Raw genomic sequence first — 15633 nt, 5'->3', positions numbered from 1 at the left:
TTGTATCACGTAAGTGGAAGCATTTCCAATTGTTTTTGCTATAGCTTATAGTTAGCGGCTTTTGCCGGGTCTATGCACTCTACCGCCAGCTTTACAGAGTTTCAGGAGGGTTTGGGAGGATGCAAGCCGCGGATGGAGGGACTTAGCCTTAAGTCTAGTTTCTATCTAAGACTAAAGTTTGTTTTACAAAGCTGATTTATACAGTAAGATGGAAGTACCTCAGCAATATTTTTTACCGGATTATCCATTACTTCCAGCAGAAAGGGATTTCGAAGATGACTGCAAATAGAGATATCTATGTTGTGCTTACCGGAACGGGTACGGCATTCAGCGGAATTATTAAATGGTTCACCAAAGCAGAGCTGAATCATGCTTCGATCGCCTTTGACAGTGAACTGCGCGAGGTCTACAGCTTCGGGAGAAAAAGAGTGCACAATCCGTTTATCGCCGGACTGATCCATGAGAACTTTATCCATCCGTTCTACAGCAGTGCAGACTGTGCCATCTATCAGCTTAGAGTCAGTGCCGAAGAGTATGACACCATGTACAACCATGTCCAAGGTATGATGCAGAATCAGGAGCGCTATAAATATCATCTGCTCGGCCTGGTGGGTGTGCTGCTGAATATCCGGATCGACAGGGAGGATGCTTTTTTCTGCTCACAATTTGTAGCCTCTGTATTTGAAGAAACGGCCGTGCATCCGGTGGCCAAGCCCTCCTGCTTCGTAACTCCGGAGGATTTCGCCTCGTCCCTGTGTGCCCACAAGATATTCAGCGGCAAACTTTCCTATTATATGCGCCGTAATAATCGTGTGGCTCTCCTTACGTCCAGCTTACATACCACCAGTTCACCCGTTCCGGGGGCGGTTGCCGCACGAATGCTCCGCTTAAACGAAGAACGGACTGAGGGGATCGTCTGAACGATCACCCTCCGCCCGTGGGATGCTGCGTGATATGAACACATAAGAACAAGATACCGGTAACGCAGTGACTAAGTTCCGCTATTTTACGCGATGACTCTGGTAGTATTCTGACCAATCCCCCAGGATGGTTACCGTAACCGAATCGACCTTGGTGGTGAATTCATTAGTGGCGGTAAAAGTGAACGTAACCGGACCATCCGGCAGCTGTTCAAACGACGGGTCTGCCAATTCGCCTGTCCACTTGGTCTTGTCACTTCCGGTCGGACTCAGCTGCGCTGAATACCCTCCGCTCATTGTAACCTGAACGGTATCCGGCAATCCGGTTGCCGTGCCCTGCAGCACGAATTTCTCGCCCGCCCAATAAACAGTATACCCCCGCGGACTCTCCGCATTCCCGCTTTTATTCAAATTGTAAGCCTGACGGTTGCTGTTCCACTCCTCTGTGTGCTGGACAGCCCCCTTAATGCTGAGCAGATTGACCATCATATATTTGCGCGGAGACACATTGCTCCAGCCGAACCCGTCATACCCCTCAACTTCCACAGCATATTTCTCATTCTCAGCAAGCGTGCCGGAAGGAACCTTCCACTGCTTAGCGCCGGATACCTGTTCACCGGACTGGGCCTTTACTGCCCCGCTTGCCAGATTAATAATACGTACTTTGAAGCGCTGCTGCACATCGCCGTCTTCATCCTGATAATCCCACTGAATCACAGGGGTGAGTGTGCTAACAATTGTAGGATTAGCTGCGCTTGTGCTCGTTGGATATGTGATGGTGACTTGCGGCAGCCGGTTCACAACCGTAATATTCTGCGACAGCTCGCGGTATAGTCCCAGGCTGTCCATAACGACTTGCCGAAGCGTAAAGATTCCGTTTGAGGTGAACTGCTTGGTGAAGCTCTCCTGTACGCTGGCCAGCCCTTCCGTCCCGCTTGAAGGCTTCAGGAAATATTGGTGTTTAATACTGTCGCCCTTCGGGATATCCGCATCGGTTGCAGTGCTGGTGATCTGCAGTACATCCGTCCGGTAAATGGGTACCGCTGCTGCATTGCGGCCCGTATCCGTCATCAGGGTAAAACCGGCATGCGGCGGATTATCGATGATGAAGGCTTTTTCATTGGAGACTTCTGACCAGGAGCCTTTTGAATAAGCCCGGGCGTATAGGCTGAAGATCGCGAACCGTTCAAAGGTGGGATTAGGCACCTTATACTGCCGCAAGCCGCCGGTAGAATCTGTATTCTCGACTGTTTTGGCCAACTGTCCATCTGCCGCGAAGAACTCCAGCCGGTATTTCTCCTGCGGATCGTTCTCCGGGTCACTGTAGTTCCACCCAATGAGAGGATCGCCCTGCAGCTCTGCATCCAAAACTGTTGGATTTGTAACTGTACCTGCCGGAGCCGTAAGCGTGATAGCTGGAGCCTGATTTTCTATGACATCAATCTTCAGCTTAGCCACGTTTGACTTTGCACCGATTTGATCCACTACCCAATGTTCTATGGTGTAGGCCCCTGTGTCCGGGAAGTCTATATTTATATTGGCTGTGCGGTACATTGTTGTGGTTCCATCGCTGCTGGTAACCTTCCAGTAGTATTGTAAGCTGCTTGTATCCGACGAGTCTTCATCCGTATCCACACCATAGTAGGTTTTGTTGTCATATTGGTATACAACCACTGGCCCATTGATTCCTGCCGTTGGAACATGATTCTTGACCGTAAACAACCGAGTGGCATTCGAACTCAGCGATCCATCCGATGCTGTAAGCCGCATTTCCCAGCCATCAGAGATGGCCTGCTGCTGTGATATCCCATAGTTTGCAATTAAATCACGGACCGTTATCACTGGACTCCGATTACCGCTGGTATAATAATAGCCGGAGTTATTAATCCGTGCGTTCCAGCCATAACTCAGTCCGTCCCCGTCCTCGTCCGGATCGGGTGTCAAATTTTCCAGCGGAATTACCGTATCCCTGTACACTTCAGATGGCATATAGAACGCAGCTGCAGGTGGATGATTCATGACCTGCACGGTTTGGCTGTAGGGTTCTGACCAAAGCCCCCGATTATCATGGACCTGTAAGGTTAATTGATATGTCCCCACTCCATAAGCAGCAATATTCGGAGGTGTAGCCGCCCCGCCCCAATGACTCCATACCTGCTGCCAGCCGTCCTTAACCACCGTCCAGCTATACACATCAAGCGGATCGTTATCCGGGTCAAAAGATTTATCGGTAACCGTCGTGGCTTTACGGTAAGAAACGATATTCGGCTCTACCGTAAATAGCGCAACCGGAGGAAGGTTGCCGGCACTGCCTACGGTCCGCACACACCAATCACTCCAGACCCCTGCTCCGTTTTCTCCGTCCACGTCACGCACCCGCAGCCGGATATCATATTGCTCAGATATCGGCAGCTGGGCAGGCGGTTGCCCGTCCATCCACATTTCGGATTCGGTTTTTTTATATTGCCATTGCCAATCCATCAAGCCCTTGTTATACGCCTTGATATGATCAAGATCGTAGGAACTATCCGTAATTTGCAGCCATCCCCCCGTTAGCTTCGCACTAAACAGAGCAATCGGCTTCCGGTGTACATGAAACGTCATGGATGATAAATTATCGCGGCTCCATAGCCGGTAATCATCGAACAGATTATCATTCTTCGGATTATCCCGAGCCTGGAAGGTGGCCGTATACACCCCGCTGAAGGGGAACGACTGGTATTGGGAATTCCGCCATAGCCCACTGTCCCCAATCATCCCCATCGAATTGTCAAAAAAGTTCGGGTCGTGATCATACCGGTACCTGTCTTGATACTTCGGGTCCCCTTCATAATCTGTGTAGGATGTCGAAATGTCTACAGGTGTATTGATTAAGATAAAAGACTTATTCCTTAACCTATAGGACACATTTACATTTAGCGTCCTCTCGTCTTTAAAGTTGTAGGGATCTACGACTTTGACAGTGATCGTATGCCGTCCAGGAGGTATCCCGTCTGCCAAAACGTCTATGGGTATAGAGAATGGTTTATTATATAATGCCTGCGGAATGGTTACTTTCTTGTAGAAAACATTCGGGATCTCCGCACTGACCACCACATCGTTATTGTCCACATCGCGTACATATCCTTCAATATTCATCCCGCTGAAGCCTGGCTCGTTAATTAGCTGTTGTTCGCTCGGAGTCGTTACGGTTAGACTTGGAGCTGAATTGATAATTAACGGCAAATCGTAAAAATAACGACCAGTGCTATTCGACCAACCATTGGATAATGTGTATAGATAATGATAATCAGCTACTCCAACGGAGACTGTTACTTTAGTGGGTATGTCAATGTTCGATGGCCATGATTGATACCACTTGGTTGTAGGGGGGGTCAACGGATCAAAAGTGATTGTATTAACAGTTGATGTAGCAGGGAACTCATCAACAAACCACTGGGCAAACTGTGACATCCCGCTATAACTCGGTGAACTCAAATCTGTATATATTTCTAATTTTCTAGCTCTAGAGTTATCACTATACCAATACTGATTTGATGATTTCATAACAATCGGCCCATCCGGAACAATATCATAATCCAAGTGACGAGTGGTCAGATCAAAACGTAGATTTTTAAGGGTAAGACCCGGCATTTCAATACTTACATCACCGATCCCACCCATAGCGGGTTCCCATTTTCTTGTTTGACTGAAGGCTTCAATATGAATATCAATATAGTTGATTACATTGGAATCACCGGCAGCAGCTACCTGCACCTTTCCCGGAAAAGCTTCAGGCCAGGTTAGAAGCAATAACACAGCAGCCATGAATATTGAGAGTGCCTTGTTAAATTTCTGCATATTCTTTCCTTTCTACCATGACCAATCCACATCTGGCGCCTGATTTTTAACCTTAAAGATTCGTTCAATAGCATTCTGTGTGATGTCTGAGTTGTTCGATTGGCGATCATCCTGGGTAACAAATTCATCAATCGTGGGCTGACCAAATTCTTCGAACACGGTGAGCCTTACGTGGTATTGTCCAACATCCCGCACTTTAAGATTGAGATGATCTAAATTGTCATTACTAAAGATGACCCAGCTCTCATCTGCAAAATTTCCGTTGTTATTCGAATCGTAGCGATATTCCCATAGCCTCCGGGCCACAATATCCTTATCCGGAGAATAGGACATGTCATCGATAGAGATCGTCGCCTGATTGCCATCTGCAGGGTTACGATACGCTGATCCAGGAAGTGTGAAGTAAGCAAAGGGCTTCTCATCCGGTACAATATCAAACGACACCTCGTTGCTCGCAGACAGCCCCAGGGTATTCTCGACATAGATTGTTGCTTTATATCTGCCGGGCTTTTTAAACAGTACATCTTTACTTGGCACACCATTCAGCGACCCGCTGTATTTTATGTCTGCGTTGGTCCCGCCAGAAACGGCAGTAATGGTAATTTTAGTTTTTGAATCTACCAACGGGTAATGTGTAGGGCTGCTGCTATAACTGCGAATAATGACCTTCCGGTTCTGTTTCAAGGTTCCTTCCGCATAAATGGACGCATTCGGAACCGGCTCAATGACCGTAATTTCAGTACTGGTGCTCCCGGACATTGAATCATCATCCAAAACCGTAAGTGCCAGCGACTGCTTACCTAAGTGCTCCTTATCGTACCAAAGGGTCCCCCGCGGCCGATCCGTCAATTCTCCTATAGCATTCGGCGTGTCCCAATAGTAGCTTTTGATAAAGCCATCCAGATCATAGGAGCCTGCGCCGCTGGCTTCAAACTCTTGTCCTGCCTTAATCGTCTTTGGCGCTGAGATAAGAGCAATCGGTGGCTTCAGCTCTCGCGGAGGATTTGGAGGAGATGTTGGTCCTGGAAAGTCCCCGCCTGGAGGAGTTGGAGTTGTATACACTCCGGCTTTAACGTTGTAGGACTCCTTCAATGAAGTGATGGTTCCCGTTTTGGTTACAACGGGTTTCTTGAACCTCACGACTACACTTAATTCGTATTCCTGTGTGATACTAGGTGGTTTCACTTTTGACTTTGGAATCGTAAAATCTATTTTCTTTGAGGACGTAAGGGTTTTAGAATAATCCTTTAGCGTTTTCAGTGTGCTCTCATTCCCCTTTTCCTTGGCATAAAACACCCATTCTTCGATGTTAGACGAATCTTTATATGCCAACAGCTCCCCTTTTAGGTCAATTTGTACCGGCACGTCCTTATCCTCGAACTTTGCCGGATTGGGTGAGGGCTTTTCGAGGATTGCTGCACCGGTGAGGGTCGCTTCATCGGGGAGGCCGTAGTCGAAGGTGACAAGGCCTCCGTAGCTGTAGGTGGTGACGTTGGCTTTCGCTTTATAATAATAACTAGCAAATGCAAAGTACCTTCGTCCTTCTGCCTTTCCAGATAACCCATCAACTGGTTCTGATAAAAATGGAACAGTATTAGGTATATAATAGTTAATGATCACTCTCCCATTTTTAAATTTCGGTTCTCCATTTGCATAACTTGAATATGTAGTTATAACTGGAGCTATACTACTAGTGTTTACAAATTGCGATTCAATTACCTCAGTTTTTGAACCGTTATACCATTTCAAATATTCTGTATCTTGTAATGGCCCAGCTGATACTACTGTTAAAGGAGGGCTTTTAGAAGGGGATCCATCAGTAGCAGGCACATCCTTTGTCTTCATTCGATTATTTTTCTCATCATATTCGTTAATTTGCCATCTTCTTCCATCAGAATACAACCAGATAGAGTTATAAATATCTGTTCTGTAATATGCGCCAAATGATGCTCTGTATCCTTGAACATCTAATTCTTTTATATTTGAACTTCCTTTTAAAGTGACTTTTATTTTCCCATTTTCAACGGAAAGATTTATTTTCTCGTTATTCCCCGTATATTTTAGTGTATCAGATCTTATTGCGTTGCCTGAAACTCCACTTGGAAGATCTAGATAATAGGTTTTCACACTATTATCTGATCCTGTTAAACCAGTAGTAATAGGTATACTTATAGACCCTTGTTTCGAATTTGCAGCTTGAGTTATAGGTATGGATAATGTAGAAAAAAACAATATTATAGATACTAATAGAAGGAGTTTTTTTTTCATTTAACCTCTCTCAATTCAGCAGGAAGTACCATATACTTTTCACTAAAATCACCTGCATAAAATATCCGGATAGCCAGGTAATCAAATTTTCCAGTATAATAATAAGCTTGGTAAGTACTAAGCGACTCTCCAGGTTTTAGTTTGTAGGCATTAAGAGCCTCTTTATCATTAGTTTTACCAATTTTAGACCATGATTGAATGGGATCGGTTTGATCAAAATCTGCCGTTTGTATTGACCACTTTGATTTACCATCAAAATTATCAATGGTTTTTTTACTGTTGTTCTTGATGATTATTTTAGTCCAAATCATCGATTTAGGGTTTAAGTACATGCCCGAGCTAGGAGAGTAGTTGAATCTCTTGATCAAACCCTGCGCATCTTTAGAATTAAAATCATAAATCATAATCTTCTCCAGCGTATAACTAAGTCCCCCAGCCTCAACTGTTACCGGAAGCTCCACATCTTTCACCAACCCATACTTCGAAAGATTATCCCTCATAATCGGAGCCGCCGTCGGCTTTGCAGCTGTTGCACTGACAGCCCCAACTTGACCTACAATTCCACCGGCTAACAATGCTGTTGCCAGTATGGCTTTCACAGCTGTTCTCCCCATCATTGTTTTGCTGAGCATCGTCTTTTTCATAATCGTACTCTCCCTTAATTGTAGTAGTTGAGTCAGAACCGAAGCTAATATGACTAATGATTCAGCTTATATTCTTGAACTGCCGGCACGGTAATTGCTTCTTGTACTTTGTTTCTGGAGATCAGGACCGGATGCTCCGTTTCAATAACCGCGATGACCGAAGGTCCCTGTATGTATTTGGTAATGCCGTAAGCAGGGTCTTCATAGAGCATGGGAAACATATCTCCCGTTGCTTCATCCACAATGTCGAACTTGACGATCCTCACTTGAGCCTGGAGCCGGCTCCCCGCTAAGGGGGATAAGCCGTCGTCCAGTCCCAGATTACTTTGCAGCGTTTGGCGGAAGGTCTCATACGCCGCAGATGGGTCAATAATCAACCTACCTTGTGCCCGTGCTGCTTCGTTTAACTCCTGTGATGCATCGTGAACCGCCATATTGTTGGCATCCTTGAGCATACTGCGCATGATGTCCCACTCCTGATTCTGAATTTGAAAAAACCAGGAGTAGATAAAGATCAGCAGGACAAATGCCAGCTTAATAATATAATCCATTGTTCAGCTTCATCCCTTAGTTAATCGAGATATTCACTCATGATCGAGCCGTGCCCATAATAACGTGTCGGCTGGGAGACGCCGGAGAAATTGTAGGGAAACAGGTTTACCCTTGGCGCTGTTACATACACATCTATCCGCTGCTTGCGCTCAAGAATCATTTCCGTACTACTAGTAATTTCAATAGAGTTCTCCGGAAAACCGACAGCCTTCAGGTTCGAGATGACCTCGCCTCTCATAGAGGCTGTAACCATTCCTTCGGTTGCGGCCTTTTGTGTGATATAAGATGTATTAGCTTTGACCTGCAAATCTAGCAGATAATCAATATACGTAAAAATCGGCTGCAGGATAATGAACAGCACCAGCCACATAAACAATGCCCGGAGGACGGTTGCCTTCAAGCGCAGCGCCTCCTTTTAATACTGTTCAACTGCTTTGACATGGGTAATGATATCATCCTGGCTGCCGCCGATAATGCTTGTTGCCCCGGCGATAAAAATCCCCGCAATCACAAAGCCAATAGCCAGAAACAGTGCGACGGAAATCGAGTCCTTCTTCATCTCCGTTAAACCAAAGGAGGAACGATGGTATACGTTACGGCTGCTTCCCCCGAGCCTGACGGCTCAACCAGGCTAACCGCCGGAATGAGCGGTCTGTTATCATCTGCATCGTCGATTACGTCCCGTACGACAGGAATCAGAATTGCGATTACGATAGCCACACACAGAAATCCGATAGCGATAAATAAACCAGTAGAAATAGCGTCCTTTTTCATTGTTAATATCTCCCTTTTTATTTTATATTTTTAAGTGCTGTTTGAATATACAAAAATTCACTCATTGAAACATCCCCACACCGCTAAAATTGCCCTTAATCAGCATAATGTACTGCATAGCCAGACATACAATCATCAGGAAGGTAGCGATAGACGGAATTACATTAATGATGGTCGATACATCGCCGATGAAGGACCATTTCTTCAGATATTGGTCGCTCGATATTTTGGTGATAATCTTGCCCTGCTCCCTTAAATAATTCGCTGCTTCATGATCATCATCCATGCCCTCCGTCGCCAGCAGAATCGAACGGATATCGTTGATAAAAGCGTGGTTCTCGGGAAATTTGCCGCAAAACCATTCAATCGCCCGTTCGATTCCCTCATCTACCGCCCTTTCCGAGAGCTCATATAGATCCTGACGGATATAATTGAAGTGGCTGGCTGTCCCTGCACAAAAGGCTCCAAACTCCACATACCCGCGCTTGCGCAACCGGTTATTCTCATAGAGACGGATGAAGGAAATCAGCTCCCCGTCTTTTTGAATAAGTGTCTTCTGATGCAGCCAGACCAGCAGCCAGCCAAGCGGCAGAACCCGCTGCGGACTGGTAATCAGGAGAATAAGCGCAGCAATAAGCGGATCATAAATAGACAAAGACTCTGAACGTACGAAGTCACCTGCCGTCTGAACCAGCAGATAAATCAGAGCCGCCGAGTACCGGAACAGTGTGATTTTGGCTGCTGATATGGGCAGACCGCTCTGATTCAGCAAGTGCTGCAGCCGTTCATTCTGCACCCGTTCCCCGAAGGCCTTCCATTTCACGCCGAGCCGGAGCACATAACGTTCCTGACGGCTGCTGCTGCTGACAAAAACCAATAGAGCGAGATACACAATACCTGTTACAGCTATCAAAAGTAGTAATCTATCCATTATTCATCACCTTAGTGGTAGTCCAGCTTGGGCCTGGCGAGGATGGTACTGATCATGAACGAGATGAACATTCCCGCAATGATGACCATCATAAATGTAAGACCAACGGTAGTCTCAAACTGCAGTTTGAAATAGACATCGGGCTTCAGCATGTACATAAATGTTCCAACCGAAGAAACCAGCACAACCAAATTTCCATACAGCCCCAGGCTAATCGCATCCCTGCTGCTTGCTTTGACCGTCAGAATCGTCTCCCGTTGCTGCTCCATGGAGCGGTTAAGCATCATAAGCGAGCTTTTGAGATAACGTGTGCCTTCCTTCTCGCAATAGAGCAGATCCGATACGAATTCTACGGCAAAGGTCGTTCCGATCGCTCCGGCAAAACGCCCCGCCTCCTCATTCAGCTCCCGTTCATTACTGTAATTGGCAAACGCCGCTCCAAGCAGCTTCAAGGGAGTCTTCAGTACATTATCCCCGGCCAGCAAATCACTGGTCCTCGACAGAATGGAATCCGCAGATAAATGAGTGAATTTGGTGGCGATTTTGATCACATCGAGCAGATCGTAGCTCCCCCGCACTTTCCTCTGAGCATAGGTATACCTCATCCGTAAGTATGGAATGCTTGCCGAGAGAACTGCCAGAAACAGCGGGAGCCGCCAAGCATCCTGCACAGCTGTACCGTCATTTAACACAATCCCCTCCAGGAAAGGATTATTAAAGCTCATATGTCCCGGCAGCTCCCGCAGAGTCAGCAGACCCGATAGAAACACCCCGGTGAACAGCATGCCTGAACGGGTGACAAAACGCATAACACTGATTCCCGGCTCATACCTCTTATGGGCAAAATACAGCAAATCATCCAGATGGCGGTATAGCCACATTCTTTTATTAATCATGCTTACCTTTTTGCCGAACAGACTCATCCTCAGGTTCATCCGGAAATCCATCTTTTGTCCCCACTGCGATAAATGCCGCTCAATAAGCGGCTTCACCAATAGCCACAATCCGCCCGCGGCCAGTAAATGAAAGACAAACTGGATGATATAGTACAGCAGCGCCACAGGCTACCCCCTCCCTAATTCGTTCAAAACAATCCTGGATTTCAAGCTTTCCTTCAGCGGGTCCACCATTGGTTTCTGAGCAGCGAGATGTCCAAGCTCCTGCAGCATAATCCGCGTGGCCCGTGCATTCTTTTTCTTCATCTTCAGCATCAGTCCCGGCGTCAGCTTGTCATTGTAGCTCCAGGCCGACTGCTCCGGCTCCCAGCGCATCAGATCATTAGCGAATACTGAGTTGCTGGCTTCCTCATAAAAAACCTCGGAGATCCGCGCGAGCCGCTTCTTCCCATCGGGCACACTTTCCAGAATAAATACCAGCTCACAGGATTTCAGCGCTGAGATTAAATGCCCCTTCAGGCTGCCGCCAATCCGTGTAGATACGGCAAATGCACCCTGGTAAGGAATATCCTCCGAATCCACCGTATGAAAGGTTCCGGTAATGCCGTCATAGCCCTTCTCGCCGCTCCACAGATAGAATTCCCATTCGTTATAACGCATCTCCGTCATATAGAGAATGTTCGGGTCATGCCGCAGCGATTCCACGCCGACCTCCATCAGCTCCTCATTGGATGCCTGGATTGGAATGATCCGGTGGCCCTTGATCTGATAAGGCAGAATTGACTCCGGATGCTTCTCAATCATCACCACTCCCATGCAGGAGGAGGACCCGAGCAGCTGCTCACCGACAATTGTATTGGCAAAAGTGGTTTTGCCCGAGCCTACGGCACCCGCGATAATCGTATTTCGAAACGTACCCGTAAGCGCACGGATCAGTTCAATCGCCTCCGCAGGGATGCATTCTGTGCCAGCCTGATCATCCAGATCCAGGAATTCGACGACCTGGCGGCGCAGCGATATGGTGGTGAAGCCTTCCCAGACCCGCGGCGACACCCAGATGGCTAACCGGATGAACCGCCCTGGCCAGAGGGGATCATCCATTTTGAATTCCACCGAAGGGTTATCCTTGTTCAGCTTTTTGTTGGGATCGCTTTTCAAAAGGGATCGCTTGAGCTGCTCTACACGATCCAGCGAAGGCATCTCATACGGATAAGCTACAAACCTGCCCTGGTGGTTATAGAAAATTTGCCGTCCGATCATCTGCAGACCGGTTGATTCACTATAAGCCCGGTCCGTAAACCAGCGGTACGCGGGTCCGAACCCTTTCCATTCATGAAACAGCGCTTCAGCAGCTGTACGGTAAGCCTCCGGCACCTTGCCCGTAAACGGGGTACGGCGCAAATATTTCTCGATCTCGTTCATGAAAAAGCTGACTGCCTGCAGATCACCAATCAACGCCTTGGCATTTAGCTCGAAATAGCTGTCATCCTCACGCTCCAGTCCGGCGTTCATTTCACTTTTCATTTTTTGCAGAAAGCCGTAGAAGTCTTCCTTGCCAGGTTTGCTGGTACGGAGCACGCTCTGCTTCAGTGAGAAAAGCCGTATGTCCTCTGTCTCCTTCGCTAATCCAGACAGTGCCAGTCCGCTCCCGTCCTCCTCTTCCTGCCGCCTTCCATGCTCAGGGTCTAGCGGAGTCCATCTTGATGGAATTCGCCCCTGCTTCAGCGGCCAAGCTTCATCCGGATATTCAATCATTGAAATATTCCCTTCTTTCGGACTTCCAAGGCCAGACCCAGCGAGACCAGCAGCGCGTGAACCTTATCGTCTACATGCTGAAGTTCTTTTTTGCCGAGCGGCAGGCTCTCCAGGAAAGGCTGGTAATACGGAAGCTCCAGCAGGATCTCACTGCCAAAACGCAGCGCCAGATTCTTGGAAGAGGTCAGCTCCTCTACATTGCTGCGGTTAATGATCCACTGGAAATCCTGCGGATGCAGATCCATATGCCCGGCCAACTCCATCAGAGGCTGCAGCCTGTATTCATGACGGGGATGCGTTACAATCATCCGCAGCACTGATTTCTGCATACCCACATACCAGGCGGCACTTTCCGGAATGGACCCGAAATCAGCCACCACTACATCGGCATTGTCACTTGCTCTGGCCAGTAAATACTCGATCTCCTCCTCCTGATAGTCCTGAGCGCTTAAATAATCGAAGTTGCCCGGCAGATACGAATATCCTTCCTGCTTCACAAACCCGGCAAAGTCCTCATCGTGAAGCATTTTGCCGGTAATCCGCGGCCGCAGCCTGTCCAGACTGACTGCTGTCTTACGGTCATAACCCGGATCGTACAGATCAAGACCCAGCACGATCACCCGCAGCCCCGAAGCCGCAATCCGTCTGGCGAATAGCTTAGCTGCACTTGTACAGCCAATGCCCGGCCCGGACCCGAAGAATCCGATCAGATTTCCCCGCTCTGCCTGTTCATCCTCCAGCATGTAGCGCAGCTTATCGATGATTGCTGATGAGGTCGAACGCGGAGGCATGAAGAAGATTCCCAGGCTCTCACATTGCATATGAATAGCCTGATACCCCCTCACTCCTTTTTGCAGATATACATATAAAATGTTGGAATCCGGATAACTCCGGCGCAGCCCGCTGAGTCCGGATACCGGTACCTGCTCGCTTGTCACCATCAGCAAATGTCCTCCGGCTTGCGCCGGTTCAGGCAGCACGCTTTGGGCAATGACCGTAAATCCGGCAAGCTTTATTTCATTAATGGTCAGCTGATCCATACCCAGACTGAATATTTTCAAGCTCGTCCTTCCTCCCTTCTGCTCTACTCTCCTACTCCACTCTTACGATCCACAGCTTCTTGCCCTGTTCCAAAAATGCCCCCAGCAGCTCCCCGTCACTCTTCTTCAGCTTCAGCTCCGGCGTAGCTACTTTCCCGGTCGAGGTGAAGCGGTTATTGTTGTTGCCATTCTCCGAATCCAGCACATCATTGTTGTCTTCGGTACGCACATAATTCACGGTTACTCCGCTGAGAAATACTTTGCGACCGGGAAGCGCCGGCTGAATTTCCTCATCCACCGCAGATGCCGGTCCTGAAACCTTCATTCCTGCGGAAGCTTCTGCTGCCTCGGCTGCCGGGCTATAGCCTGTCCGGTCCTTAACCGGCGAATCCCCTTCTACCAGATAAATATCCACCTTATCTCTGCTGCGGAGAGAACCATTAATGGCATAGATCGCCTCTTTGGGTATAGGGAATATCCCCTCATCCTGCTGCGGCTCCAGATTGCTCATATCAATCAGTGATTCGGTCAGAATACTGCCATCCGTCAGATTCACATTCGTAATCTTCTGTTCCACCTGATCCAGGCTTCGGATGACACCAGCCGGAATGTCTTTGGTCTGCACGGAATCCAGATAGAGATCTCTGGGCTTCAGCTCATAATTTTTCGGTAAAAAGCCTCCGCCATCCACCTTGATTTTGACGACGGTCTGAGAGAGTACATAGGGTTTGAAATAGAGATCATAGCCAAGCAATCCGCCGAAGCCGGTGGTCAGGATGAGAAAGGCAAAGATGTAATTGCGTTTTAATAAATGTCCGCGTTGCGATGACAAGCCCTTTACCCCCTTTGAATGTGAAATATGCACATAACAAAATACATTTTGGATTAAGATCCAAAATGCCGGTAAAATGCTTTTTTACCTGTAGTGGTGAGAAGTGTATTAGATTATTACTGTGAGGTTGTTGTATAGCTTGAGGCTGCGGGAGAAGCTCCCGGCTGAAGATGTTTCCGGTAAAAATCAGGCCGGAAGGATGTTAGGAACATCCGTGTTCCGTGTGATTCCTGACCTTTACCGGAGTGGTTGTAATGGTTAACTGGAATGCTTCGCTGCTTAATTAAAAACTACTGTTTTATTATGATGCACGAGGATTCTGTCCTCAATATGCCATTTCACCGCACGGGCCAGAACTACCCGTTCAATGGTGCGTCCGATGCGCTTAAGCTCGTTCACATCATCGCTGTGGCTGACCCGCTGCACATCCTGCTCGATAATCGGACCGCCGTCCAGCTCTTCTGTCACATAGTGGGCAGTAGCGCCGATAATCTTGACCCCGCGCTGATACGCCTGGGCGTACGGCTTGCCGCCGACGAATGCCGGCAGGAACGAATGGTGGATATTGATAATCCGGTGCCGGTAATGCTCGATGAACGAAGGGGAGATAATCTGCATATACCGGGCCAGAATGATCACATCGATATCATCACCGATCACCTCAAGCTGACGTTTCTCTGCGGCTTCCTTCGTATCCGCTGTAACCGGAATATGATGGAAAGGAATGCCGAAGGATTCAACATAAGCCTGCATGTCCGTATGGTTGCTGACCACAAGTGCAATATCCGCATCCAGATCACCGGCCTGCCACTGCCAGAGCAGCTCCACCAGACAGTGATCCTCTTTGGATACAAAGATCGCCAGCCGCTTCTTGTGGCTTACATTGAAGATCTGCCAGTTCATCTTGAAGCGCTCGGCAACGCCGCCAAAGATCGTCCGCACCTCTTCCAGCCGTTCATCCAGCTTAGGCAGGTCAAACTCCACTCTCATAAAAAACATTCCGCCGTCCGGGTCCATCGTATATTGATCCGACTGCACAATGTTCGCACCATGCTGGTACAAGAAATGCGACACCGCCGCTACGATTCCCGGCCCGTCAGGACAGGAAATGAGCATACGCGCCCGGTCCGGATATTGTCCGCCTGATGAATGATCTCTTTTCACATGTAACTCCATATTTC

The 15633-nt window shown here is 48.0% G+C and carries 14 protein-coding genes; 1 reads left to right on the top strand and 13 read right to left on the bottom strand.

What is annotated here, in order from left to right:
- The first annotated feature begins 275 nt into the window (after positions 1-275).
- Positions 276-920, top strand: a complete 645-nt coding sequence (locus GC101_RS14655; protein WP_042134351.1) for a hypothetical protein — start codon at positions 276-278, stop codon at positions 918-920.
- 81 nt (positions 921-1001) lie between these two features.
- Here the strand turns inward: GC101_RS14655 and GC101_RS14650 are convergent, their stop codons facing one another.
- From GC101_RS14650 to purU, 13 genes are all read right to left on the bottom strand, one after another.
- Positions 1002-4058 (bottom strand): hypothetical protein, encoded by a 3057-nt coding sequence (locus GC101_RS14650; RefSeq protein WP_171717840.1) that lies wholly within the window; start codon positions 4056-4058, stop codon positions 1002-1004.
- Between the two features lie 714 nt (positions 4059-4772).
- Complete coding sequence (locus GC101_RS14645; RefSeq protein WP_171717839.1) at positions 4773-7028, bottom strand: hypothetical protein; 2256 nt, start codon at positions 7026-7028, stop codon at positions 4773-4775.
- A complete protein-coding gene (locus tag GC101_RS14640; RefSeq protein WP_171717838.1) occupies positions 7025-7672 on the bottom strand; it encodes a hypothetical protein in 648 nt (215 codons plus the stop codon). Before GC101_RS14640 ends, GC101_RS14645 begins: the two co-directional genes overlap by 4 nt.
- A gap of 53 nt (positions 7673-7725) precedes the next feature.
- Positions 7726-8223: a hypothetical protein gene (locus GC101_RS14635; RefSeq protein ID WP_171717837.1), complete on the bottom strand. Its 498-nt coding sequence runs from the start codon at positions 8221-8223 to the stop codon at positions 7726-7728.
- A 20-nt stretch (positions 8224-8243) separates the two neighbouring features.
- Positions 8244-8624: a hypothetical protein gene (locus tag GC101_RS14630; RefSeq protein WP_171717836.1), complete on the bottom strand. Its 381-nt coding sequence runs from the start codon at positions 8622-8624 to the stop codon at positions 8244-8246.
- A 15-nt stretch (positions 8625-8639) separates the two neighbouring features.
- On the bottom strand, positions 8640-8783 hold the full coding sequence (locus tag GC101_RS14625) for a hypothetical protein (protein ID WP_156118554.1): 144 nt from the start codon (positions 8781-8783) through the stop codon (positions 8640-8642).
- Positions 8784-8788: 5 nt separating this feature from the next.
- Positions 8789-8998, bottom strand: a complete 210-nt coding sequence (locus GC101_RS14620) for a hypothetical protein (RefSeq protein ID WP_171717835.1) — start codon at positions 8996-8998, stop codon at positions 8789-8791.
- Positions 8999-9059: 61 nt separating this feature from the next.
- Positions 9060-9929, bottom strand: a complete 870-nt coding sequence (locus tag GC101_RS14615; RefSeq protein WP_171717834.1) for a hypothetical protein — start codon at positions 9927-9929, stop codon at positions 9060-9062.
- Between the two features lie 11 nt (positions 9930-9940).
- Positions 9941-10990 carry a hypothetical protein gene (locus GC101_RS14610; RefSeq protein ID WP_171717833.1) on the bottom strand — a complete coding sequence of 350 codons (1050 nt, stop codon included), beginning with the start codon at positions 10988-10990 and terminating at the stop codon, positions 9941-9943.
- Positions 10991-10993: 3 nt separating this feature from the next.
- Positions 10994-12580 carry a P-loop NTPase family protein gene (locus GC101_RS14605; protein WP_171717832.1) on the bottom strand — a complete coding sequence of 529 codons (1587 nt, stop codon included), beginning with the start codon at positions 12578-12580 and terminating at the stop codon, positions 10994-10996.
- Positions 12577-13641, bottom strand: coding sequence for a CpaE/TadZ family protein (locus GC101_RS14600; RefSeq protein ID WP_171717831.1), 1065 nt, complete (start codon positions 13639-13641; stop codon positions 12577-12579). Before GC101_RS14600 ends, GC101_RS14605 begins: the two co-directional genes overlap by 4 nt.
- A 31-nt stretch (positions 13642-13672) precedes the next feature.
- Positions 13673-14452 (bottom strand): hypothetical protein, encoded by a 780-nt coding sequence (locus tag GC101_RS14595; RefSeq protein ID WP_171717830.1) that lies wholly within the window; start codon positions 14450-14452, stop codon positions 13673-13675.
- Between the two features lie 279 nt (positions 14453-14731).
- Positions 14732-15628 (bottom strand): formyltetrahydrofolate deformylase, encoded by an 897-nt coding sequence (purU, locus tag GC101_RS14590; protein ID WP_042134331.1) that lies wholly within the window; start codon positions 15626-15628, stop codon positions 14732-14734.
- Positions 15629-15633: the final 5 nt, after the last annotated feature.

This window comes from Paenibacillus phytohabitans (genome assembly GCF_013141775.1).
Lineage (GTDB): Bacteria > Bacillota > Bacilli > Paenibacillales > Paenibacillaceae > Paenibacillus_AQ > Paenibacillus_AQ phytohabitans.
The sequence above is the reverse complement of the archived record's forward strand: the minus strand, read 5'-3'. Positions and strand labels throughout refer to the sequence as shown.